General features: G+C 38.2%; 22 protein-coding genes and 2 pseudogenes. 6 read left to right on the forward strand and 18 right to left on the reverse strand.

All coding sequences use genetic code 11. The features are described from left to right. Positions 1-2: 2 nt before the first annotated feature. The 15 genes and pseudogenes from A9970_RS08495 to mobA form a co-directional block, all read right to left on the reverse strand. Positions 3-1385, reverse strand: coding sequence for a TolC family protein (locus A9970_RS08495; RefSeq protein ID WP_048499049.1), 1383 nt, complete (start codon positions 1383-1385; stop codon positions 3-5). Positions 1386-1462: 77 nt separating this feature from the next. Further along, entirely contained in the window at positions 1463-2728 is a 1266-nt protein-coding gene (locus tag A9970_RS08500) for a HAMP domain-containing sensor histidine kinase (protein ID WP_048499048.1), read from the reverse strand. After that, positions 2725-3399, reverse strand: a complete 675-nt coding sequence (locus A9970_RS08505) for a response regulator transcription factor (protein WP_048499047.1) — start codon at positions 3397-3399, stop codon at positions 2725-2727. The genes A9970_RS08500 and A9970_RS08505 overlap by 4 nt, the downstream gene beginning before the upstream one ends. 248 nt (positions 3400-3647) lie before the next feature. Then, positions 3648-4832, reverse strand: coding sequence for a TolC family protein (locus tag A9970_RS08510; RefSeq protein ID WP_182981967.1), 1185 nt, complete (start codon positions 4830-4832; stop codon positions 3648-3650). Next, positions 4829-5788, reverse strand: coding sequence for an efflux RND transporter permease subunit (locus A9970_RS28460; protein ID WP_310889275.1), 960 nt, complete (start codon positions 5786-5788; stop codon positions 4829-4831). The genes A9970_RS08510 and A9970_RS28460 overlap by 4 nt, the downstream gene beginning before the upstream one ends. Beyond that, positions 5698-6888 (reverse strand): annotated as a pseudogene (locus A9970_RS28465) (efflux RND transporter permease subunit); the annotation flags it as partial. The pseudogene A9970_RS28465 and the gene A9970_RS28460, both read right to left, overlap by 91 nt. A gap of 150 nt (positions 6889-7038) precedes the next feature. After that, positions 7039-7365 carry a DUF6660 family protein gene (locus tag A9970_RS29035; RefSeq protein WP_371131589.1) on the reverse strand — a complete coding sequence of 109 codons (327 nt, stop codon included), beginning with the start codon at positions 7363-7365 and terminating at the stop codon, positions 7039-7041. A 55-nt stretch (positions 7366-7420) separates the two neighbouring features. Continuing rightward, positions 7421-7831, reverse strand: a complete 411-nt coding sequence (locus tag A9970_RS08520; RefSeq protein WP_048499044.1) for a Fur family transcriptional regulator — start codon at positions 7829-7831, stop codon at positions 7421-7423. Between the two features lie 6 nt (positions 7832-7837). Next, positions 7838-8176, reverse strand: a complete 339-nt coding sequence (locus A9970_RS08525; protein WP_024566615.1) for a hypothetical protein — start codon at positions 8174-8176, stop codon at positions 7838-7840. A 69-nt stretch (positions 8177-8245) separates the two neighbouring features. After that, positions 8246-8455, reverse strand: a complete 210-nt coding sequence (locus A9970_RS28890) for a GDCCVxC domain-containing (seleno)protein (protein ID WP_078679374.1) — start codon at positions 8453-8455, stop codon at positions 8246-8248. Continuing rightward, a complete protein-coding gene (gene merTP / locus A9970_RS08530; RefSeq protein WP_024566614.1) occupies positions 8455-9057 on the reverse strand; it encodes a mercuric transport protein MerTP in 603 nt (200 codons plus the stop codon). Before merTP ends, A9970_RS28890 begins: the two co-directional genes overlap by 1 nt. After that, positions 9051-9428 (reverse strand): metalloregulator ArsR/SmtB family transcription factor, encoded by a 378-nt coding sequence (locus tag A9970_RS08535; RefSeq protein ID WP_024566613.1) that lies wholly within the window; start codon positions 9426-9428, stop codon positions 9051-9053. The genes merTP and A9970_RS08535 overlap by 7 nt, the downstream gene beginning before the upstream one ends. A gap of 149 nt (positions 9429-9577) precedes the next feature. Next, positions 9578-11581, reverse strand: coding sequence for a conjugal transfer protein MobC (gene mobC / locus A9970_RS08540; RefSeq protein ID WP_310889276.1), 2004 nt, complete (start codon positions 11579-11581; stop codon positions 9578-9580). Positions 11582-11679: 98 nt separating this feature from the next. Beyond that, positions 11680-12966 carry a conjugal transfer protein MobB gene (gene mobB / locus A9970_RS08545; RefSeq protein ID WP_078798983.1) on the reverse strand — a complete coding sequence of 429 codons (1287 nt, stop codon included), beginning with the start codon at positions 12964-12966 and terminating at the stop codon, positions 11680-11682. Between the two features lie 7 nt (positions 12967-12973). Next, positions 12974-13405, reverse strand: coding sequence for a conjugal transfer protein MobA (mobA, locus tag A9970_RS08550; protein WP_182981969.1), 432 nt, complete (start codon positions 13403-13405; stop codon positions 12974-12976). Positions 13406-14105: 700 nt separating this feature from the next. Here mobA and A9970_RS08555 point away from each other — a divergent pair. The 3 genes from A9970_RS08555 to A9970_RS08565 are packed head-to-tail and all read left to right on the forward strand — an operon-like array spanning position 14106 to position 15929. After that, positions 14106-14873, forward strand: coding sequence for a ParA family protein (locus A9970_RS08555; protein ID WP_132777334.1), 768 nt, complete (start codon positions 14106-14108; stop codon positions 14871-14873). Positions 14874-14885: 12 nt separating this feature from the next. Then, positions 14886-15290, forward strand: a complete 405-nt coding sequence (locus A9970_RS08560; RefSeq protein ID WP_132777333.1) for a DUF3408 domain-containing protein — start codon at positions 14886-14888, stop codon at positions 15288-15290. Between the two features lie 3 nt (positions 15291-15293). Beyond that, the gene (locus A9970_RS08565) at positions 15294-15929 is read left to right on the forward strand and encodes a conjugal transfer protein TraD (protein WP_132777332.1); all 636 of its coding nucleotides are present in this window, start codon (positions 15294-15296) and stop codon (positions 15927-15929) included. A gap of 60 nt (positions 15930-15989) precedes the next feature. Here the strand turns inward: A9970_RS08565 and A9970_RS08570 are convergent, their stop codons facing one another. From A9970_RS08570 to A9970_RS08580, 3 genes are all read right to left on the reverse strand, one after another. After that, a complete protein-coding gene (locus A9970_RS08570) occupies positions 15990-16784 on the reverse strand; it encodes a cation transporter (RefSeq protein ID WP_026706462.1) in 795 nt (264 codons plus the stop codon). Between the two features lie 3 nt (positions 16785-16787). Then, a complete protein-coding gene (locus tag A9970_RS08575) occupies positions 16788-18959 on the reverse strand; it encodes a TonB-dependent receptor (RefSeq protein ID WP_037438485.1) in 2172 nt (723 codons plus the stop codon). An 85-nt stretch (positions 18960-19044) separates the two neighbouring features. Continuing rightward, positions 19045-19356 carry a hypothetical protein gene (locus A9970_RS08580; RefSeq protein WP_026706464.1) on the reverse strand — a complete coding sequence of 104 codons (312 nt, stop codon included), beginning with the start codon at positions 19354-19356 and terminating at the stop codon, positions 19045-19047. 192 nt (positions 19357-19548) lie between these two features. Here A9970_RS08580 and A9970_RS08585 point away from each other — a divergent pair, with 192 nt between their 5' ends. The 3 genes and pseudogenes from A9970_RS08585 to A9970_RS08595 all read left to right on the forward strand — a co-directional run. Then, positions 19549-19854 carry a DUF4134 domain-containing protein gene (locus A9970_RS08585; protein WP_037438482.1) on the forward strand — a complete coding sequence of 102 codons (306 nt, stop codon included), beginning with the start codon at positions 19549-19551 and terminating at the stop codon, positions 19852-19854. An 11-nt stretch (positions 19855-19865) separates the two neighbouring features. After that, the gene (locus A9970_RS08590) at positions 19866-20198 is read left to right on the forward strand and encodes a DUF4133 domain-containing protein (protein ID WP_037438481.1); all 333 of its coding nucleotides are present in this window, start codon (positions 19866-19868) and stop codon (positions 20196-20198) included. Then, a pseudogene (locus tag A9970_RS08595) lies at positions 20195-22576 on the forward strand (TraG family conjugative transposon ATPase); the annotation flags it as partial. The gene A9970_RS08590 and the pseudogene A9970_RS08595, both read left to right, overlap by 4 nt. Between the last annotated feature and the right edge of the window lie 306 nt (positions 22577-22882).

Below are 22882 nucleotides of genomic sequence, written 5' to 3' on the forward strand. Positions count from 1 at the left end.
CCTTATTTCATTTCATTTAAAAAAATATTCACATCACCTTTTACAGCAGCTTCCAGCAACTGAGCCTTCCAAGTATCCCAATAAGCTTGCTTAACATCAAGTTCAGATTTCAATAAGGTATACTGAGCCTGTATCAGGTCCGAAAAATTAACCAAACCAGTATTATACCTAATCTGCATAGCTTGGAAAGCTGCTTGTGCAGACCTTAACTGCTCCTTGGTTTCAGACACCACCTGAAGACTATGATCAAGTGTAGTATTGGCAATCTGTTGCTGAGAGAAGAGTTGAGAACGTTCATTCTGCAAAAGTTCTTCAGCACCCTTTGATAAAGAGGATTGATGTGCTAATAGCCGTTTAGCTTCACCATACTTCATAATCGGAAAAGTAAGTTGTAACCCTACACTGTAATTATATCGAGTAAGGTTCAACCCCTCCCAAGCATGTAAACTGCCATCAGCCAGAAAACCAGAACCCCTAGCAAAACCTGCTCCCCATACATTTATTTTAGGTAGATATGATTTTTTAATCTGCTGTTCCTTTGACTGGCTTAATTCAAATTGGCTTTGCGAATATTTGATAATTGGATGTAAATCAAGATTACTATCCGTCAATATTCTACTTGAAGGTAATGTCGACAAAAAAGCAGAATCCCGAGGAACAGGTAGATTCTCGATTACAATTAAACGAGCCAGATTCCATTGCAAAATCTCCAACTGTTTATGCGAATTGATGTATTCCACTTTCGCTTTTGATAATTCAGACTGAAACAATTCAGTATCGACACCAGCTTTTATCCCGCTGCTAGTCAATACACGACTTTGCTTTAGATTTGCTTCCACACGCTTAATATTCTGTTGATGTATATGCAGATTAGCATTCGCCAACAGGATATCCAGATAACTACTGATGATATTGATAGCGTGCTGAAACTGTTCTTTTTGTAATAAAGATTTCTGAACAGTAGCCTCAGCGACAGCGGTATTTATACGGGCATCTCTTTCACCAAAAGTAACCGCCTGCCAATTCAACAATATTCCTGCTGCACTTCCTGTGCCCGGTTCAAATTTATTCTCGGTAGACGGAGGACCTGAGATGGGCAATATCCCGTTTGGATTAAAAACACCTATCAGGTTATTAGCCGTAGAAATCCCTGCCTGATAACTAGCATCAAGAGTCGGCAACCTGCTATATTTTACCACATCTACATGCTTTTCTGCCGCTATTGCGTCAAACGTTCTGGCTCGGAGAAGATGATAATTCTGATTGCCCAAAACGATAACATCGTTCAGACTTAGTAACGTATCTTGCTGCGCCGAAGCCTGGGTTACAGAAATCGCCATTATAAAAATGGGCAGACATTTCTTTTTAAAAATACTTTGCAACATAATATTTATCAGCTATTGATAATTTTGATTATGTAGCAAAGCTATAATGTGATTTTGGAGAGATTTTGGAGAAACAATCAGCTAAAGCAAATTTCTACATTATGCCAACCATTTATATAATTGTATTTTACAGTGTAACCATATAATTGACAGATTTGCTTTACCAGCGCCAATCCTAAACCTGTAGTATTCTTTTGATAAGTGTTCTTCCGGAAGCGTTCAAATAAGGCTTCTGGATCTATGAGCAAAGGATTCCCTGTATTTTCTATTTTTACCTTACTGTCTTCTATACTAATTCTTATTTCTTTTTTTTCATTATTATGTACGATAGCATTATTGATAATATTTGAAACAAGGATTTCAATCAATGTTCGATTAGCGGTAACCGTAATATGGTCAACAACTGTACTTGTCATACGAGGACAATCATCTATGTATGCTTCACAGTTTCCTGATATTTCCTGAACAACCTCATTTACATTTATACGTTCAGTCTCAGGAAATTGATTATTCTCAATTTTGGCAAGTAATAACAAAGTCTTGTTCATCTCACTCAAGCGATTTGTTGCATTTGTTATATCACCTAGCAATAGCGCTTCCTTCTCATCAATATTTGGATAATTAATAAGTAATTCAAGCTTGGCCCGGATAATAGCAAGTGGTGTCTGGCTTTCGTGCGAAGCATTTTCAACAAACTGCTTTTGATTATGATAGGCTCTATTTACATTTTCAACCAGTTTATTGAGTGATTCATTAAGCCTGTCAAATTCAGTAGTTCCAGTTAACGCAGGAAGTCGCAACTCATTGTTCCTGTTAAGATCAAACTTTTCAGCAGCATCTATACTTGAAAAGAAAGGTTGCCAAAGCCTAACAGAGCTTTTTCGGCTTACCAGGACAATCGTAATCAATAAAACCAAAAGGATAATCGCTTCCGAAAAAAATACCTTGGCAATAAGATGAGCTGTCTCCGTTGAAGAAATATAGGTCGAGACAAGATAAGAAGCATTCTTCCATTGATATTCTTTTGTTAATACCTTAAAAGGAAGTTTCTTTCCTTCCATTTCATAGAATAGGGCGGTATCTCTAGGGATATTTAATACCACCTCACTTGATGTATTTTTCTCTTCAATACTATATTCACCGGTTATGTGTCGTTCTAGATTTCCCGATGTAGCCATAAAGCTGTTCCATACATTTTGTTGTTTTAGCAAAAGATACTTCTCCTCAGCGTGGTGAGCATGTCCTTTCAACACAAAATAAAAGATAGCCGAACTGATAACTAGGATAAGTGGAAGCCAAATCAACAATGATTTGGTATGACGTTGTAAAAGTGGGCTACTCATAATGAAATCTTATATCCTAATCCATAAACTGTCTGTATCAACTCATCACAATCTCTTTCTTTCAATTTACGTTTTAGGTTTTTTATTTGAGAGTAAACAAAATCAAACGACGGCATATTATCGGTGCGGTCTCCATACAAATGCTCTGCTATAGCCTGCCTGCTAACCACCCGGTTAGCATTATTGAGCAGATAAGCCAGTAGATCAAATTCGCTTCTGGTAAACTGAAGTTCTTCCCCATGACAGGTAATTTGTCTATTTAAAAGATTAAGCTGTAAACTACCCACTTCAAGTACCGCGCTACCTTGATTATACTTTCTACGGATCAAAGCTTTTACCCTGGCATTTAGTTCAGACAAATGAAAAGGTTTGGTAACATAGTCGTCTGCTCCCAACAATAACCCATCAATTTTGTCATCCAGGGAATCACGAGCGGAGATGATAATGACACCATCTTGCTTTTTATCCTCTCTAATATGTTGTAATAGTTTTAATCCGTTTCCATCAGGAAGATTGATATCAAGGATAATACAATCATAATCGAAAGATTCCACTCGTTCGATCCCTTCATAAAACGTTGTGACTCCCTCGCAACGGAAATATTCCTGCTTGAAATATTCCAAAATGCTTTGTAACAAATCGGATTCGTCTTCGATTACCAATAGCCTCATTTGATTCGATTTGTACAAATTTAAACAATAATTTTGGAGAGAATTTGGATACTAACGTTAGACATACTTAAAATATCAATAACGCTCCCCATAATTATAGCAATTTAATGTAGCTTTGAGGAGTATTAAAAGATATTATAAAACTTAACTAAATACATTCGTAGCTAAAAACGTCTGTTTTTTTGAGTAAAACAAAGCCTTGCAAAATTTATTTTTTACAAGGCTTTATGTGTTTTTCTTCAATATTATTACAATTGATATTTCAGTAATTCTGCAATTACATCTTGATACTCTTTTTCGGTAAGTAAATAATTATTACTAGCTTGGTAGTAGTAACTGGCTTCTAAGAAATATTGAATGGTTGTAATTTCTCCGAATCGCAAAGCTTTATCTAGTAACTGAATGCTGTTGATACTTTCTAAAACCGTTTGGTATTCGTCGAGTGTTTTTTGTAAGTTGGTGTATTTTTCATAAAGGCTTTTTATGTTGTAATAATGCTCCAATTTATGTTCATTCAACTGTACTTCGTTCATTTCCAACTCAGCCATACTTTGTTTTACACGGTTTTTATTTTCCCATAGAGGGATAGACATCCCAATACGAGCTCCGTGAAAATTTTGTCCCAAAATACCTTGATAGTGATAACCTGCTTCAAATTTTGGTAAAGCCATTGCCTTGGTAACCTGAATTTGTTGTTGGGCAATTGTTGTTTGTTGTTGCAATAGTTTTCTTGTTGGATCTTGAGCTTCGATGATTTCTTCTAGCTCTTCAAAAGAAGGTATTGCAATAACTTCAGGATATTCCGATTCATTAAAAATAACATCAATACCACCATTGAGTTCTGTTAATTTTTGCTGAAGCTGATTAATTGAAGATGTATTCAACTTCAAATCTTTATTAATTTCAATTAACTGTAATTTTGCTTTGTTGACATCTAAAATATTTCCTTCACCTCTATTTAATTTGGTTTGAAAATCCGAAAGAAACTTTTCAGTTTTGGTTTTTCTTTCTTTGATTTTTTCTTGCAATTTATTCCGGTAAATAAGTTCTATAGCCGATTTTTTCGCTTCTAACAAAATATCTTGTTTAGTAGCAAGTAATGCGAAATCTCCTTGTTTACTCTTTTCGTTGGCTAAATTTTTCTTTTTACCGTACACTGTAGGAAAATCAAATCTTTGTATCACACTAATATCGGTTTGATTTCCAGCCACTGCACTGGGGGTACCACGCATATAATCGTAACTTATTGTAGGATCATACAAGGTATTTCCTGTTTTGAATTGCAATTTTTGAGCTTCCCAATATTTGGATTGACTTTGTAAAGTTTTGTTATTCTTACTAATATCAGTCAGGATTGTTTCCAACCCTGACTGTGCTTCTGCGTTGGCTACCCAAAGACAGGCAACCAACAAAGCGATGCTATTTATTTTCATTTTGTAGCTTCTTTTTTGTTCGATAAATAATAGACTGCTGGTACAATGAAGATATTCAGAATGGTAGAAGTAAGTAAACCACCTAAAATAACTTTTGCCATTGGACTTTGAATCTCGTTACCTGGTAAATCTCCAGCAATAGCTAGCGGAATAAGTGCTAAACCTGCGGTTAAAGCAGTCATTAAAATAGGGCTTAACCTATCTTTAGAACCTTGTATTACGGTATCAAAAAGCGTATATCCTTCTTCACGAAGTGTATTGTAATGCGATATTAATAAAATCCCATTACGTGTTGCCACCCCAAATAAAGTGATAAAACCAATGATTGCAGGAATACTTAAAATTCCGCTGGTGAAATAAATACTGAACACCCCGCCAATTAAAGCTAATGGTAAGTTTATCAGAATGATAGCCGCTAATTTTACGGTTTTAAATTCTCTGAATAAGATTAAGAAAATGATTAAAATAGACAGCAATGAAGTAGCTATAAGCGTTTTCGATGCTTCGGCTTCAGCTTCAAATTGACCACCATATTCGATATGATAATCTTCTGGAAGTTTTACTTTTTCATTGATAATTTTCTGAATTTCCTCTACCACACTTTTTTGATCTCTACCCGAAACATTGGCAGACACTACCGTTTTACGTTGTACATTTTCACGGTTAATGGTATTAGGACCAGTAGTACTTACGACATCAGCTACATAGTACAAAGGAATTTTTTGACCATTAGTCCCATCAATCATTGCATTTTTAATCTTGTCAATATTTCCTCTATTGGCATCATCTAAACGAAGCATCAAATCAAAGGTCTTGTTTCCCTCATATATTTCAGATACTTTTTCACCTGCAAAAGAAACATCTACAAACTCATTAAATTGGCGCTTACACCAAACACATTCATCATCGCTAAGGCAAACAGCATTGCTAATGGAATAGCGGAAGCTACTATTAATCCGGCTCTAAAATTTCCTAAAAAAAGTACTAATACAAAGATAACAATCAACGCACCTTCTATCAGGTTTTTTTCTACGGTACTCATTGCCTTGTCAACTAAAACTGAACGGTCTATATAGGGTTCAATAATAATATCATCAGGTAATGACTTTTGTATAGTAGGAAGTTTTTCTTTTATTTTTTCAATTACATTATTGGCATTTTCGCCTTTTAGCATCATTACCACACCGCCTACTGCATCAACTTCTCCATTATATGTCATAGCCCCATATCTTACAGCATTACCAAATCGTACATCTGCCACATCTTTTATAAAAATTGGAACACTGCCAGGATTATTTTTTACACTGATGTTTTTTATATCTTCTAATGATGTAACCAAACCAATACCTCTAACAAAATAAGCACTTGGTTTCTTATCAATATATGCTCCCCCTGTATTTTGGTTATTTTTTTCAAGAGCGTTGAAAATATCGGTAATACTTATATCCATAGCCTTTAAGCGATTAGGATTAACAGCAACTTCATATTGCTTTAGCTCGCCACCAAAACTATTTACTTCTGCAATTCCGGGTGTACCATACAGTTGCCTTGCAACAATCCAGTCCTGCATTGTACGAAGGTCTTTGGCATTGTATTTATTTTCACTTCCCTTTTTGGGATGTATTATATATTCGTATATCTGACCAAGCCCTGTACTGACCGGAGCCAGTTCAGGTGTCCCTATTCCGTTCGGAATTTTTTCTTCTGCTTCTTTCAGTTTTTCATTAATGAGCTGTCGGGCAAAATAAATGTCTACTTTTTCCTTAAATACAACTGTAATTACGGACAAACCAAACCTAGAAATACTTCTGGTTTCTTCTAAATCGGGAATATTAGCAATGCTTTGCTCTATCGGAAAAGTTACTAATTGTTCTACTTCCTGAGCCGCCAATGTGGGGCAAACCGTAATTATTTGCACCTGATTATTTGTAATATCGGGTACGGCATCAATGGGTAATTTTGTGGCACTCCACACTCCCCAAATAATGAGCAACAATGTCATTATTCCAATGACGAGCTTGTTCTTAATGCTAAATTTTATGATACTGTCTAACACAATTCATTTGATTAATAATTAATAATAATGGATATAAATACTTTCTGTCCGTTACAGAAAGGACAGCTAAATGTGCAATTTAGATAATACACCTATCTAATAGTAAATGAATATATCATCCATTACCAATAAATACATTTGCTGAAAATATTAAGTATTAATCTTTGGCGGCTGCCAAATGTTTCCGTGATAATTGGAAATGAAATTGAAATTTTGAAGTGGGAATTTTTGTATCTTGCTAAGACTTGGCTTTGCCTCGTTTATTTTGAACGTTTGAAACGTAAAATTCACAACGGTATGACAAGTAGCACAAGAACAAAAAGGACTGCATAAATCGCCGTTTTTCGTTTGACCATTGCTTGTATTAGAAAGCTCTGATTTTGAAGTATTACTGGTATCCATACCACACGCATCAGTACACGGCATTAAGGATAATGCCAGAAAATATATACTGAATATGAATATAAATAGTTTCATCAGCTACAAATATAAATAAATAGATTGTGCAATAGAATTGCAAAGTTGAAAAAATCTATTTGTTACATTTGTCGCATTTCCCCTTAAGAACTAAATTAGCTCCATCTAATTTAAAGTTTTGAGGAACTTCGATGTTCGGAATTTCTGTTTCAGTAAGGCAAAAAGTATGTTTGCAGTCGGTACAATAAAAATGTGTGTGCAGTTCTGATAAATTACAATTGCATCCTGATTGGCAAAGTGCGTATTTAATCACTCCGCTTCCATCATCAATGGTATGGACAAGTTTGTGTTCCAGGAATACTTTAAGTGTTCTGAAGAGAGTAATATTATCTGCTTTTTCAAACTGTTCTGCCAGCTCTTTATGACTTACTGCATATTGTTGTTTCAATAACTTTTCAACCACCAACAAACGCATAGCGGTGGGTTTTATAGCTTTTTGCTGTAAAATTTTTTCTAATTCAGTCATTGTGATTTAATTTTCTATCGTCCAATCATCATTATCGTCCTCGTCAACTGATATTTGCTCAATGATGCTGTTTGCTGCACTGTCAGAGTATGTACCATAACCATTTACGAAAACACCTTTTGCTCCATCTTTTTGGTTTCTCATCGCATATAAGATAGCCTCATCTTCCAAGTCATTAAGCCCAGTAAAACGATAAATTTTATCAATAACAATGTCCCTTAAATTAACTTTCTCTCCGTCTATTTTGTACGAAATGTTTTCTTCCAATAGATTAAAGTCTTCCGTATAACCCCTTTGTCTTAGTACTTCAATTACTTCTGATAATGTTTTTTCTGTTGATAGCATAAGTATTCTTCTTAAATTTTTGAAAATATTTTTTGAAAAAACTGAACATTTTTTTCTCTTAATTGGTTTCTAATAGCAACATTTTTTATCCTGTTGTATTGATGGACAAGGAACACTGGCATAACTACAATACACACAACAATCGCCTTGTAATGGTTTTAATCTTGTCTTGCAATTTTCACATTCATAAAAATATTGGCAAGCATCTGTTGGCATTGTTTCCTCTTTTTTGTATCCGCAATTTGGGCAAGTTATAATTGATTGTAATTTAATTTCCATTATGATATAATTTTACTTTTTAGTGATTTATAACCTGTCGAATTGATAGCTTTTTCAATTTCTATAATACTTGTTTGTTTGTTGTCAAACTTAACAATGGCATTGCCTTTCTCATAAGAAACCACAACTTCCACAATTCCTTTTAGTTTACTAACTTCCGTTTTAACGTGGTGTTCACAACCTGAACAAGTCATCCCTTTGATTGTAAACTCAACTTTCTGAATTTTGGAAGTTTGGGTAATAATTGCTTTACTTTCGGTCTTTGGAAAAAAAATGTGAGCATAAAGCGGAAATGATAAAAGTAAAGCCGCCATAACGGTAATAATTCCTAAAAATGATTTTGTTTTCATAAAGTTTGATTTTTCAGTTGTTTCACAGTTGCAGTCAATTTTCTTTTGCGGTTTCAATTTTTGATACCAAGCAAAAGCAAGCACTAAAATAGTTAACCCGATAAAATATGGACGAAAAGGTTCGAGCCAAGAGAAAGTTGAAGCAAGTCCACTTGTTCCTGCTATGAGAGCCAAAACAGGTGTAATGCAACATAATGAAGCTGCTATTGCTGTCAAAAGTCCAGTCCCAATTAGTTTTCCGTCCGTTACCATATTGTTTCTAAATTTTTTTTATCGTCAAGTATTTTAAAAAATGGGTCCAACATTTTCTCATACTCTTTTGTCAATGAGTAAAAAATGGTTTGCGCCTCTCTTTCGGTTTCAATAAGCTTTCGGTCTTTAAGTTTTCTCAAGTGCTGAGAAATCGCTGAAATTGTCATTCCAAGAATTTCACTCACATCACAAACACAAAGTCGTTTTTCTTCATAAAGAAGAAACAGAATTTTCAGTCTTACATTGTTTCCAGTCAATTCAAGTGCGTTCGACAAATAGTCAAACGAACTGTGGAGTTCCGAAACTCTTTCTTTACAGCGATTGATTTGTTTAATGTCTGCCTGTTGTCGTGTACAAGAAGTATTATCCATAATGCAAATGTAACTAATTTGTTTATTTAAGCAAATGCTAAATTATGAGTATTAAAATTTGGCATTTTATATGTTGACGTAATGGTGCTGTTACTTTTAATTCTTCTAACAATATATTAATAGAAAAATCACAAAAATATTTAGTATAATCATTCTTTCTGCACCAAATGCTGTAAGTTAGGGTCATTCTTGATACGCTCCATTTCACTAACAACAATATTCAGAATGTCTGATTTTATCTGCTTGTAATTGTTTTCTATTTCCTGCTTCATCTTATCCTCGCCCTGCTCATTTACAAAAGATAAGATTTGCGGTATTTGCTGATAGGCTTTGCTTTCTGCCGCTACCTTTTCATTGTCCACTACAATTTCGGCGTGAAATATCTTCTGCTCGATACGTTCATCAAAGTTATCTGATACAGAACCAACAAACAAACCTTGTGTAAGTGTTGAGATTTTGGAAGCCGGAATAAGGCTGTCTAACTGTGTCGAAATAGAGGTAGATTTATCATTGCGGTTAATGGTCATACTTTGGCGTTTCTGTAATACTTTACCGAAACGTTCCGAAAGGCTTTTTGCTGTTTCGCCAACCACCTGACCACTGAATATATTACCGACAGTATTCTGTATTACCTTGCTTTCCTTGTCGCCGTAATCCCTTGTTAATTGCGAAAAATCCTGAAAGCCCAAACATACCGCTACCTTATTACTTCTCGCCGTTGCGATAAGATTGTCCAGTCCCCTGAAATAAATTGTGGGCAACTCATCTATGATAACGGAACTCTTTAGCTGTCCCTTTTTGTTTATCAGCTTTACAATCCTCGAATTGTATAAACCCAAAGCTGCGGAATAAATATTTTGACGGTCGGGATTGTTACCCACGCACAAAATTTTAGGTTCTTTCGGGTTGTTGATGTCAAGCGTAAAATCATCGCCCGTCATTACCCAGTAAAGTTGTGGGCTAATCATCCTTGATAGCGGAATTTTTGCCGATGCGATTTGTCCTTGTAACTGGTCTTGCGCTCCACCTTGCCACGCATCCATAAAGGGCGACAAATAATTTTCCAAATCCGGGTATGAAGTTAAAATCGTGAATACATCCGAATACTTTTTATTCAGTAATTCAATAGCGTGTGGGAATGTACAATACTTGCCATCCTCATAGATTTTCAGATACCAAATAATAGCAGCCAATAAGATAATTGGGCTTTCCACGAAAAAATCCCCTTGCTTCTGTATCCACGACCTGTTAAGGTTCAGCATTATGGTATATGCGGCTTCGTAGGCATCTGAAATATCCGTCATAAAGTCGGGATTGAGCGGGTTGCAACGGTGGCTCTTGCGTGGGTCGTCGAAATTTATCACGTAAAATTTCGGCTGAACTTTGTACTTATCCCTGTGCTTCAGCAAATGATTGTAGGCAATGGTGGAAAGGTCGTCGAACTTGAAATCGTAGATGTACATACTAAAGCCTTTCTCAATCTGCTGCTTGATGTAGTTGTTTACGATAGCATAAGATTTGCCTGAACCCGGAGTACCCAAAACTATTGATGCCCTGAACGGATTTACAATGTTTATCCAACCGTTGTTCCATTTGTCTTTGTAGTAAAATTTGGTGGGCAGGTTAACGGAATACTCGTTTTCCATCAGCTTGGTTTCCTGTTGAAAGCTCTCGTTCTCGTTGTTGAACACATCGTCCATCAGGTTAGTGCGAAGCAATCGGCTCATCCATACGCCCGCCATCAACAAGGCGATATAACCTAACGAGATAGTAAGTATATACAGGAATGTACCTATTACTGGAGATAGCTTTAGCAACGGAGTGTTCAGGAAGAACAGCACAAAACCAACGCCCAAAGCCACGTAGATTTTAGACCAGGTTATCTTCTCGTTCTTTACACCCTTTGTTCCTAAGCAGCTTAAAGCCAGTAAAACCAAAGCAAATGCTTTGGTGTAAAGGATATGTGAAAACAAACCCGCCGTCCGGTCGAAATTGCCTAATATCTTATTGATGACTTCCAACGTCCAGCCACGTTCTAAAAAGAAACCGTAGCAGAACCAATAAAGGTGCATCAGCACCAAAAGAATACTGACCGCCCGCATAAAAGCCATTATCTTGGCAAGCCCTCTTAAATCGTCTTCTCCCTGCATTATTTAAAGTTTTAATGTTCGGGCGTGAATTTAAAGGCTCTATGGAGTGGCTCTAAGAATGTGGCAGCCAGTGGCGTTGTGTGGCAGTGTTTGGCTAAATATTATTTCTGACCTCGTTGGTGTTTGCGCTTCTTCTTCATCTTATTGGCAAAGTCTTGTTCTTCGTAATCTTCGCCCTGTGCTTCGGGCAGTAAGCCACCCAGTGCTTCAATCAAACCGTCTTCGTGTTTATCCGTAGATAAGAAGTCGAACAAATGGTGTGGTTCTTCCTGCGGAAGATCCGCATCATTTGATATGGATAGTTTGGGTTGTAAAACGGCAGGTTCTTTAATATCCGGTTTGATATTATTGTTCCAATAATCATTAAAGGTGTTCGCAGAAAGTTCTGTTGCCAAACGTGAACCGTTCCAAACTGATTTTGAATTGTGGTCAATAAATGTGATACCATAAATACGACCTGTATCATTTTGGCGCACTACTACGTTAATGCCCTGTTCCGATAACTGCTTTTTAAATGCCTGTTCATCGCCAGTGGTTTTCAAGGCGATGGTAACGGCAGATTTTAGGGTCTGCTTGGTGGGGCTGTCTTTCAAAGCGGTTTTGCATTTCGCAAAATGCAGTTCCAATGCCGGAAGCCCTGCGCTCTTTCCGAACAGCGAAGCCTTGAACGGATGCCCGGCTCTTTCGCCTTTTTCATTTAGCGGAATATATAATAAGCCCTGCTGCATCTTTCCCTGTAATTCGCCCTCGATTTTCTCGGCGGTAATATTGAAGAGGGAAAGCAGGGCATTGTACTCGCCCAAAGTTTGGTACTGGTAGTAGTTCGGCAGGTGGCGAACGACCGAAGCGATTTGGCTCTTTACATCTCCTGTCCGATAATCTACCGGACGGAAAACCTTATCAGTTTGGTTGCGCTCTTTGTCTGTTGCGGGTATCAGCCCGTGTTGTCTTTCCAGTTCACGGCATACATTCATAGACCGCATTTTCTCGAATTTATCCGAAATCTTTTTACCCTGCTCGTCCACGCAAACCGATACAATGTGTATATGGTTGCGGTCAATATCCGTGTGTTTGAATACCACAAAAGGCTGTTCTCCGTAACCCATTTCCCGCATATACTGTTCTGCCATTTCCCGAAACTTATCATCATTTACCTTGTCGTTTGGGTCAGGATTGAGCGAAATATGCAGCGTATGTTTCTCGGTGTTTCGGTTGGCTATCAGGTAAGGCGCAAAAGATTGTGCTAATTGTGCCACGGAATAATGACCGCTTGCGGTTTCAATCATCTTGTTGGCAAACAAAATCTGCCCGTTTTCATTCTCCACTTTAAGCTGATTGTACGCCAATGCCCCGTATAAATTTCCGCTTCTTCCGATTTTCGCTATCACTATTACATTATTTTTTTAGGTGTTCTTCCTCAAATTTTTCGGTAATCTGAATGATTTTCTGACACAGCATTGCCATTTCAGCCGTCTGTTTTTCCAGTTTGTACAGAAACGCAGCCGCCTTTTTCTCGGAAAAATTCTTGTACAACAGCTTTACAATTTGGTTATAGTTCACACCGATGGAACGGAACTGGCTGTGAAAAGAGGTCAGCCGCATATAAAAATCAACCGTTCCCTTGTCAATCTGGATGGTCTTTATGGTCTTTTCAAAGATGCAGGACGTTATAAAGTGCGCCTTTACCTGCATACCTGATTTATCAAAAAGGGCAAGAAAACGGGCGTGTTCCTGCTCGTTAAAGGAAATCGTATAGCGAATGGTCGCCGGGTCTTCTTTGGGGCGGCGTCCTGTCTTTTTCAATTGCTTTTTGTTGTTATCGTTCATCACTAATCCATTTTAAAATCCATACAAAACCCTGACTTCGGAAGGTGTTTTCTGCCCCCTGCAAAGGGCAAGTTGTTTTGAGCATCGGAAATCATTCCGAGATGCTCAAAACACAACTTGCCGTGTTCTGTTGAACACAAAAATCCGCCCTGCGGGACGGATTAAATGTAACAGGGAAAAACGGCTCGATGCCGTTCCCGTTACCTTCCGTTTTGTAAAAAGACTTTTGCATAAATCCGTTAATAAAAATATTTGTACAAAGTAAAGCCCTGTTTACGAAAGCATTGTATTGTATAGTAGTGCCAAACAGTGCCTTTGAACGACAAACACTGCCACAGCTCAATCAGCGGTTAAATCAATCGCTTTATTTGCCGTATAATTTTAGTGCAGGTAGTAAAAAATGTATCTAAACAAAGAAGAAAATCAGGTTTGCAAACAGGTAGTTTGGAATAAAAGCATAAGGTTTTAAAAGCATAAAACAATAAAAGTGTAAAAGCATAAAAGCGGTAAAGCAATTTACCTGTTGCAAGTTTTTCCACTTGCCAAAGAATGTACCTAACAAGGCAAAAATGAAAGCAAATACCTGTGCAGGAAAGCACCCAAAAGGGAATGCAGGAATATAGGAACGAGGTAATAATCAGATAAACCAATATTCAATCCTGCAAAACAGATAAAGTGTGTAACAATAAATTTTTGAATAATGGAAACAACAAAGAAAACTTTAAAAATCAGCTTCTCCACCCAAAAGGGCGGTGTGGGAAAATCCACGATGACCACCTTGCTGGCAAGTGTGCTTCATTACCGTTTAGGTTTTAATGTGCTGGTAATGGACTGCGACTTTCCACAGCACAGCCTGACCAATATGCGTGAAAGGGATAAGAGAACCATAATGCAGAACGACTACCATAAAAAGGCAGCAATGAAGCAGTTTCAAACCATCAACAAAAAAGCGTACCCTATTATTAAATGCAAGGCTGAAACGGCTTTGGATAAAGCATCGGAATATACAAGCCAGTCGGTGGTTGAACCGGATGTGGTTTTCTTCGATCTGCCCGGAACAGCCAATACCAAAGGCGTACTGACTACCTTGAAAAAAATGGACTTTATCTTTTCGCCCATTACTGCCGATCGTTTGGTAGTGGAAAGTACATTGGGCTTTACCAAGGCCTTTCTCGGACTTCCCCAAACGGACGAGGGAAATCCCGAACAAGAGATGTGGCTATTTTGGAACCAAGTGGACGGGAGGGAAAGAACAGGATTGTATGATGCTTATCAAAATGTTATCAAAGAACTCAACCTACCCATAATGGAAACAAGAATAATGGACAGTAAACGTTTCCGAAAGGAAACAGAAGACACAGGCAGTTATGTGTTCCGATCAAGTTTGCTGCCTGCTGAACCACAGTTGATGAAAGCAACGAAAATGGATTTGTTTGTCGAGGAATTTTTAAAAATCACTCATCTATAAAAACAGTAAAGTATGGCTTCAAATAACAAAAACAACGATTTTGAAAAACCCAATGTTGATGAGGAATACCTTATGAACATCATAAGCGGCGATGAGCTTGTAGCTCCACCGGGCAATAACAAAAAGCAGGATGTACCAAAGGAAACCAAGCCAAGGGAAAAAGCCCGTAACAGTTCATCAAAAAAAGTGGACTATGAGGAAACGTTTTTGGTCAATCGGTTTCCATCGGGGCGTAACGGCAAGGTCGTTTACATACGCCCTGAATACCACGAAAGATTGCTCCGCATCGTTCAACTGACAAGGGAAGAAAGAACAACGCTCTACTCTTACATTGACAACATTCTCGAACATCATTTCAGGGAGTACGGTGAAGATATTACCGATTATTTCAACGAACATTTTAAACCTATTCTATAAGCTATGGAAATAGTAATTGTGATATGCCTACTCATAGTCATTGTCCTGCTATTGCAGGATAAAATTGTAATTCATAAAAGGTCGAAACAAGACCCTCCGCATAAAAAAGTCAACCCGAACTTACCCGATATTATGGGACAGCCCAAACCTGTAGAACGCCTTTCAGTGCCAAACACTGCCACTGAACGCCAAATTCAGGAAAACGAAATAAACCCTGCTAATTTAGACATTGAATACGACGAAAATGAAAACGTAAGTGTTCAAATTCCGCAGGAAGAGCTGGACGAAGTTTTCAGAAATATGCCTGATTTGGAGGAAGAGGAAGAAGAATGGAACAGGTACGGAATGTCTGGTGGTGATAACGGTTTTGCCCAAGGGGTTACCTATGACGAACTAAGCTCCGTGGGGGTGTTGCTCCAAAAAGAAGAATTGGAACCAGCCCAAAAGGAAACAGCGATAGCGATAGTGCAAAAAATACAGGGGACTGAGTTATTCAACCTATTGGAAAATTCTATGGAAGATGCTTCCCGAAAAATAGCCGAGCTTTTGGATAGCACCCTTTCATCTGAAACGGAAGCCGGTTCTTCCACTTTGCGGAAAAGTGATTTGAGTGATTTTGACATTGGGGAGTTTGTGTAAAAAAATAGAAGATTTTAAATGAGCCTGAAATTTAGTTTTTCAGGCTCAATTTTTTCTCACTCATTTCGCCAACTTCAATATTCTGTATGCCCCCCTTGCCACAACTAAGAATACAATTGCTCCGATAATCAAATCGGGATAGCTTGAATTGAGCCAATGAACCAAAAGCCCTGCAACGATAACACCCGAATTGATAATAACATCGTTTGATGTAAAAATCATAGTTGCCTGTATGTGGGCTTCTTTGCTTTTGTTCTTTTGCAACAGGTAAAGACAAAATATATTTGCCATTAGTGCCAAAACAGAAACGATAATCATAGTTTGAAAATCGGGCATTTTTTCAAAGCCTAAAAAACGCCTGATAACTTCAACAAAACCAATAACAGCCAATAGGATTTGAAAGTACCCTGCAAATTTGGCGATGTTGTTTTTCCTTGCTATTGTTCCACCCACAGCGAATAAAGCCAAAGCATAAACGATACTGTCCGCAAGCATATCCAAACTATCAGCTACCAAACCCATTGAATTGGAAAAAATGCCAAACACCATTTCCAATCCAAAGAAAACGAAATTAATAATCAGTACAGTCCAAAGTAGTTTCCGTTGGTTATTATTTGTATCTGTTTCAAAAATTGCATTGCTTTCTTCAGTTGAAATCAATGTAGTATTCAGGTTTAGTGTTCCCAAAGCCGTTAAAATCGGGTCGGGATTTCCATTGTGATAAACGTTCAGCTTTCTGTTTGGAATATCAAACTCTAATGATTTTACCGTATCAAAGTTTTGCAGTTTCATACGGATTAACTGCTCCTCACTTGGGCAATCCATTTTTGTAATATTGAATATTGTTTTGTTCATCTTTTAAAGTTTAAATTTTATTCCTCCGTTAATTACAAATCCGTCCAATGGTGAATAAATATCTTTAAAAACAGGGTTGGTTATAGTACCTGTATAAATGTTATCAAAACGTGTCTGTCTTGTATCAAGGAAGTTTTCAAAGTTGATATATAAAGAAAATCTTTCCCAAATCTTTTCAGCCATAAAGCCACAGGTCCAATAATCGTTTCCTATTGTTCCGTCATTGAGCTTTTGCGGACTGAAATAATAGGCTTCTAAACCAATCTTCCATTTATCCTCAATTTCATACATCAGTACAGAGTTAATACGGTGTTTTGGGGTTAATGGATTTTCGGTAGTTGTTCCGTTTTCAATCAATCGGGTATCGGTAAAGGTGTAGCCCAGAAACAGTTTCAAATCATCATATCCTATTTTTACGTTGGTTTCTGTTCCTTTAGTATGAATGTAGCCCGATGAATTGATGAACTGATAAAGATTAGCAGATGGATTTTGAAGCAACAAAGGATTATCCAGATAAGTATAAAAAAACAATTGGTTTATGCTGAATGTCCAATCATCGCCTATATTAGTACGGTAGTTGATGTCTGCATTTGCTCCGTAGCTCCTTTCTAATTTATTGGTTTTATCGTTAATAGGCATTACGTTTTGATATTGTATGCGTTCGCTTTCTTCGGTAAAAATGGTTGGTGTTTTGTAGCCAAATCCGCCCCCGACACGTGAAGTCAATCCATTTGCAATCTTAAACAATGCCGATACTCTTGGCAAAAAAACAGCTCCATAATCAATCACATAATCCGTCCTTAAACCTGCTTCCAATTGAAGCCAATCGGTAGCCTTAAAAGAATTTTGAACGAAAGCCCCGAATGTGGTATGAGTATAATCCCTCAACGGAAATGCAGTAATCTGTTTTTCTTTAAAATTATCAGTCCAAATATTAACGCCTGTTACCCATTCCGATTTTTCTTTGCTGTGCGTATAGCTTGCTTCCGTAAAAGTAGCGGTCTGCGTTCCCTCAAATTCGTAATTCGGAATAGCCGTATTGCGGTTAAAATAACTTACGCTGTTTTTGAATTGTACAAAACTGTTTTCGTTTACAGTATGGTCAAAAACAAATTGAGTGGAATAACGCTGTGTTTTGTTTTCTTCAAAATATTGATGGGTGTTATCTCCTTTGCCTTTGATGTAGAGCATATCGCCACCCAAACGGTTTTCAATGGTGGTGTTAATACCAAAGTTCATTTTTGTTTTATCATTGAAGTAAACAAATAATTTAGGGTTCAGTACATACCTTTCAAATTGGGGAATTGCAGAAAGCCCGATTTTTGCAGGGTCGTAAGCTCCGTTGCGATTATGCGAAGCAAATATTGTCGTTCCGATTTTCTTAAACTTCTGTCCGTAAAAACCGTTGATGTCTAAACCTCTGCCTGATGTTCCGTTTAAATGAAAGCGTAAATCCCTTTCTTCCGTTGGTGTTTTGGAAATCAGATTGACCAGACCTGCTATTGCTCCACCACCATACAGCGTGGAAGTTGAACCTTTGATAACTTCCACCTGCTTTAAGTCAAGGGGTGGGATTTGCAACAAACCTAACCCACTTGAAGCACCCGAATAAATCGGGAAACCGTCTTTTAAGATTTGCGTATATCGTCCGTCAAGCCCTTGAATACGAATACTTGCGTTGGCACTTGTGGGCGATGTAGTTTGTACATGAATACCTGTACTCTCACTCAAAAGCATACGAATATCCCCTGCTTTCATATTGCCTTTTTCGTCCAATTCTTCACCTCCGATAAATTCAATTCTTGTAGGGATATTTTGGATAGTTCTTGTACTTCTTGTTGATGAAATAACGATTTCTTCCAAATCTTCCGATTGTTCAGAAAGTAGGATTTCAATCGGGGTTGTATCTTTTAACGGAAAATTAAAGCTGTCGGTACGTTGGGCAAAACCAACATAACTAAATTGAATTTCCTGCAAACCGTTTGGAATACCTGTTAATATGATTTGTCCGTTTTCATCTGAAGTTGTTGCGATTGTAGTTCCCGTAACCTGTGCGGTTACGCCCATTAAAAGCTCTTTTTTTTCACTGTCTTTAATTACAGCTTTGAACGTATTTTGTGCATATACACAAAGGTTTAGTGCCATAAAAAATGACAAAATGAGTATTTTTTTCATTGTAAAAATGATGCTTAATATGAATAAATGAATGATAGCGGTGCTATGCACCGCAGGTAATAAACTGTGCTGAAGGCACTACATATTAAACAAGCTGTGGGGGATGCCAAACGGAAAAGGGAAAATCAGAAACAGGCGGTGTTGGCATTGTTCCTAATTTTCTTTGGGGTTCTTTTACTGAATGTGTAACCGAAAAATGAAAAGTAATTAAAACAAATCCCGTACAGGTATTACAGCTAAAAAAAGGCGAACAACAACCCTTATTGCAATCTTGGTCTTCCTGTCCGTTTTGTCCTTGCTCGGTTGTATGCTCCTGCATACATTTATCCTCAATAAAAGTCGGTACTGCTGATAACAGCAATACATAAACGGCTAATATTAAAGATATAAATTTCATTTTGCGAAGATAGTAAATAAACATTGTCCAATAAATATATATATCCTCTTTTTTCCATCTCTATAACGCCACTCACCGCCAAACAATTCCACTGACTGCCACTTTGTTATAACGCCTTCATTTCTGAAACATCTTTGTCTTGAAAGCCCGCAAGGTGCGGGATAAACAGTAACAAATTAATGTGTTTCAATTATGGAAAAACAGAGAAAAAAAGTTTTGCTGGCAGCCGTAGCTATGCTGTCAGGAATTTATGCGTTCGCACAGGGAAACGGTTCGGCCGGTATCAACGAAGCTACCCAAATGGTAACAAGCTATTTCGACCCCGCAACCCAATTAATCTACGCCATCGGTGCGGTGGTTGGGCTCATAGGAGGCGTTAAGGTGTACAACAAATTCAGTTCGGGCGACCCCGACACATCGAAAACTGCGGCGAGCTGGTTCGGTGCGTGTATCTTCTTAATCGTGGCGGCTACCATCCTGCGTTCATTCTTCCTTTAATCCTTTGCTTTATGAACAGTTACAACATAAACAAAGGCATTGGCAGGACGGTAGAATTTAAAGGGTTGAAAGCACAATACCTATTCATTTTCGCAGGTGGGCTGCTCGGTACGCTTATCCTCGTGATGATACTGTATATGGCAGGCGTAAACTCTTACATCTGCCTGTTCCTCGGAGCAGGCGGAGCTTCGCTCATTGTATGGCAAACCTTTTCACTGAATAGGAAATATGGCGAACACGGATTGATGAAGATAACCGCCAATAAACGGCATCCCCGTTACATCATCTGTCGCAAGCCTGTACACCGCTATTTAAAATTCACTTCTAAACAGAATGCCGTATGAGAAATGTAGCAAAGACCACCACATTGGAAAGCAAGTTTCCTTTGCTAGCAGTAGAAAACAACTGCATTCTTTCCAAAGATGCAGACATTACCGCCTGTTTTGAAGTGCGTTTACCGGAACTATTTACGGTAGCCTCTGCGGAATATGAGGCCATTCATTCCGCCTGGCACAAAGCTATCAAGACTTTGCCGGATTTTACGATCATCCACAAACAGGATTGGTACATCAAAGAAAGTTACGCTCCCGATTTGGCAATAGAAGACCAGAGTTTTTTGGCTAAATCTTATCAACGCCATTTCAATGAGCGACCGTTTTTAAATCATTACTGCTATCTCTTTTTAACCAAGACAACCAAAGAGCGTATGCGTTTGCAAAGTAATTTTTCATCACTTTGCAAAGGTTCAATAATACCAAAGGAAATCAGGAACAAGGAAACGATACACCGTTTTATGGAAGCGGTGGCACAGTTTGAACGTATCGTAAACGATAGCGGTTTTGTAACCCTAAAACGCCTGACCGAAGAAGATATTATCGGTACGGACGAAAAACAGGGATTGCTGGAACAGTACCTTACCCTTTCGAGGGAAGCCGGAACACCGATGCAGGACATCGCACTCGGAACAGAAGAAGTCCGTATCGGGAACAAAAGGTTGAGCCTGCACACTTTATCCGATACTGACGATTTACCCGGAACGGTATCGGCTGATACCCGTTTTGAAAAGCTATCTACCGACCGTAGCGATTGCCGTTTGTCATTCGCCGCACCTGTGGGCTTGTTGTTAAACTGCAACCACATTTACAACCAATATTTATTTTTGGATAACAGCGAAGCCAATCTACAAAAGTTTGAGAAGTCCGCAAGGAATATGCACTCACTGGCTCGTTACAGCCGTGCCAACCAAATCAACAAAGAGTGGATAGAAAAGTACCTCAATGAAGCACATTCGTTTGGTCTATCTTCCGTAAGGGCACACTTCAACATTATGGCGTGGTCGGAAGACCCTACTGAACTGAAACAGTTGAAGAATGATTGCGGTAGTGCTTTGGCTTTAATGGAATGCAAGCCACGTCATAACACTACAGACGTAGCTACTTTGTATTGGGCAGGAATGCCGGGCAATGCTGGCGATTTTCCGAGTGAGGAAAGCTTTTACACGTTCATAGAGCCAGCTTTGTGCTTTTTTACAGAAGAAACCAATTACCATAATTCACCATCGCCATTCGGGATAAAAATGGCTGACCGATTAACGGGGAAGCCTATCCATTTGGATATTTCAGATTTGCCGATGAAACGTGGAATTATTACCAATCGTAATAAGTTCATACTCGGTCCATCAGGTTCTGGTAAATCTTTCTTCACAAACCATATGGTACGACAGTATTACGAACAAGGCGCTCACGTTTTGCTTGTTGACACTGGTAATTCTTATCAAGGATTATGCGAACTCATCAAAGGTAAAACCAAAGGCGAAGACGGTGTTTACTTCACCTATACCGAAGATAATCCGATTGCTTTTAATCCTTTCTATACCGATGATGGCGTGTTCGATATTGAGAAGCGTGAAAGTGTCAAGACTTTGATATTGACGCTTTGGAAACGTGATGATGAACCACCAACTCGCTCAGAAGAAGTAGCATTATCAAATGCTGTATCAGGCTATATCGAACGCATCAAACAAGAAGATGTTTACCCATCATTCAACGGCTTCTATGAGTATGTAAAAGGCGATTACCGAAAGGTACTCGAAGAAAAACAGGTAAGGGAGAAAGACTTTGACATTGCCAATTTCCTGAACGTACTCGAACCCTATTACAAAGGAGGTGAATATGATTATCTGCTCAATTCCGATAAACAGTTAGACCTGCTATCTAAACGTTTCATCGTGTTTGAAATCGATGCGATTAAGGATCATAAAATTCTATTTCCTATCGTGACCATCATCATTATGGAGGTTTTCATCAATAAGATGCGGAGATTGAAAGGTATTCGCAAACTCATCTTAATTGAAGAGGCTTGGAAAGCGATTGCCAAAGAAGGAATGGCAGAATACATCAAGTACCTCTTTAAGACTGTTCGCAAATTCTTCGGAGAAGCGATTGTCGTAACGCAAGAGGTCGATGATATTATCCAATCGCCCATCGTCAAAGAAAGTATCATCAATAACTCTGACTGTAAAATCCTCTTAGATCAACGCAAGTATATGAACAAGTTCGATGATATACAGGCGATGTTGGGGCTTACAGATAAGGAAAAAGGGCAGGTACTTTCTATCAATATGAACAACGATGCAAGCCGACTTTACAAAGAGGTTTGGATAGGCTTAGGTGGTACGCACTCGGCAGTCTATGCCACCGAAGTTAGTTTGGAGGAATACCTTGTGCGCCCATAAGGGCATATAGTGAATGTGGTTTGGCAACCACTGGGCAAGTGTTTATAACGCCCATCAACAGCCGACTTATCCGAACGGGAAACCCGACGGGGAGTGTAGCATGTCGGAAAAGCCATAAGTCAACTAATTGTCGTGTTGCGACTGAATGGCGAGTTGAAAAGTTAGATATAAGGATGAAGTCTTGATTGATTGAACGACAGTCCGAACGGTCAGTTCTTAGGCAGTGACGGAAGACAGTTACCAACGTCACTTTGTGGTAATATCCTAATGACAGGTAGTAGTGATAGCATAAAC

The organism is Sphingobacterium sp. UME9, from assembly GCF_014170215.1.
Taxonomy (GTDB): Bacteria; Bacteroidota; Bacteroidia; order Sphingobacteriales; family Sphingobacteriaceae; genus Sphingobacterium; species Sphingobacterium paramultivorum.